This is a genomic window from Staphylococcus sp. HMSC36A10 (assembly GCF_001838845.1).
Taxonomy (GTDB): Bacteria; Bacillota; Bacilli; order Staphylococcales; family Staphylococcaceae; genus Staphylococcus; species Staphylococcus aureus.
Genome location: NZ_KV839133.1, coordinates 7392 through 8797, shown reverse-complemented (window position 1 = coordinate 8797; position 1406 = coordinate 7392). Strand labels below are relative to the sequence as shown.

At 37.6% G+C, this 1406-nt stretch carries 5 protein-coding genes; all 5 read right to left on the bottom strand.

Translation table 11 applies throughout. The annotated features are described in order from the left end of the window. Window positions 1–163: SAV1978 family virulence-associated passenger protein (locus HMPREF3247_RS13410; RefSeq protein ID WP_083324639.1), on the bottom strand; the 163-nt coding region annotated here is incomplete at its 3' end. Window positions 164–171: 8 nt separating this feature from the next. After that, window positions 172–372 (bottom strand): hypothetical protein, encoded by a 201-nt coding sequence (locus HMPREF3247_RS13405; protein ID WP_000235327.1) that lies wholly within the window; start codon window positions 370–372, stop codon window positions 172–174. A 2-nt stretch (window positions 373–374) separates the two neighbouring features. Next, entirely contained in the window at window positions 375–632 is a 258-nt protein-coding gene (locus HMPREF3247_RS13400; RefSeq protein WP_000111490.1) for a DUF3310 domain-containing protein, read from the bottom strand. Next, entirely contained in the window at window positions 629–1249 is a 621-nt protein-coding gene (locus HMPREF3247_RS13395) for an SA1788 family PVL leukocidin-associated protein (RefSeq protein WP_000907416.1), read from the bottom strand. Before HMPREF3247_RS13395 ends, HMPREF3247_RS13400 begins: the two co-directional genes overlap by 4 nt. Continuing rightward, a complete protein-coding gene (locus HMPREF3247_RS14860) occupies window positions 1250–1405 on the bottom strand; it encodes a DUF3113 family protein (protein WP_257245488.1) in 156 nt (51 codons plus the stop codon). Between the last annotated feature and the right edge of the window lies 1 nt (window position 1406).

The following is a 1406-nucleotide window of genomic DNA, read 5'->3' as shown; positions in this document are numbered from 1 at the left end:
TCTTTTTCACGCCTTGCCAACCTGGTACGATATGCCCATGAAAGTAATAAGTGCCGTTTACTACATGAGTATGAGCCACTCGCTCGTTATCCTGATATAGATATCTCTTATATCCGAAAAATTGGTTTAAGTATTCTTTGCGTGCGTTATCTGTCATGATCATCACTCCTTTTACCAATTAGGTAGACCAAACGACATACATTCGTCATATAGCTCTTCATTCCTTATGCTTGCCTTATAGTTTTCAATCACATTGCTAACTTCTTTATGACTCATTGCTTTAACTTGTTCGTCTGTATATTTTTCGCACTCTTCCAATTCCAGTTGCTCCTGTAATGACATCACATATTCAACTTGTTTTTGGGTTGCCATCGTTAACCCTCCCACAAGTCAAATACTCTATCGACGTAAAACTTCGCTTTTGCTAAATCCTCATGACCATTCTTTAACGGTGCTCTAGACAAGTATTTGATTGCGTTACCTATTGCAAATGCTAATTGTGGTGGATACTGCGCCGTAACCTGTTCGATAAAATCTATAATTTCAATGTCGCCATATGTGTAATGCGCTGGTTGCTTAACATTGTCTTGTATTTCATTCATATCTACTTTTCTGTTACTGATTACGCTCATTGTGCTTCACTCCATTTCTTGAACATTTGGTTATAAGTGACATCGAACCAGTACGGATCACGTGAATGTTTTTGAGGTACATTAAACAAATGTGGTTTCTTTCTTCTTAGCTCAGCCTCTTTACGTTGTTGTCTAACCATTGTACGTTCTCGCTCCAAAGCTTTTGTTATTTGTATCTCTCTATAGTCGTTCAGCTTCATGCCGAAAGGTGCATCAATAGCTTCCGACAACTCCCAACCCTTCGCAACTCTGTTTCTAACTATTTCGGGCTTGAGTCCTTTCTTTTTCATCTGCTCATTTTCATATTCAGTGTATTTAGAAGGGGGTTTTTCTTGTGGTGGCGCAATAAGCGCATCGCCCGTTAGCCCTTTTGCTATCCTGTAATTAAGTAGTCCTTTGCTTAGGTTGTACTTTTTAACTATTTCGCTAACAGTCATCATCTTACCGTCAATCTTTACTTTCTTAGGTTTTATTACGTTTTGTATTAAGTCTTTCCCCCTCGCCCCTCTGTCGTACCTAGTAATCAATGTCGATACTTTGATGTCGTATTTATCAGATGCATCAATAAGCGTCATCAACTTACCGTCTATTCTCACTTTAGTCCTTATGCCTGCCATTTATTCCACCTCTACATTTACATTTCTAATTTTTAAATTGTCATACTCTAGTATTTCGTTAGGATTGTTATATAAGTAATCTGCCAGCGTTTCTTTTTCTTTATCCATATCACCAAAATGCTTATATTCAACTTCTGTAGGTATTCTTATATCAATC

What these genes read in the sequence shown, in the direction of transcription:
- HMPREF3247_RS13395 (WP_000907416.1), bottom strand. Translation starts at nt 1,249, where the DNA reads ATGGCAGGCATAAGGACTAAAGTGAGAATAGACGGTAAGTTGATGACG.
- HMPREF3247_RS13400 (WP_000111490.1), bottom strand. Translation starts at nt 632, where the DNA reads ATGAGCGTAATCAGTAACAGAAAAGTAGATATGAATGAAATACAAGAC.
- HMPREF3247_RS13405 (WP_000235327.1), bottom strand. Translation starts at nt 372, where the DNA reads ATGGCAACCCAAAAACAAGTTGAATATGTGATGTCATTACAGGAGCAA.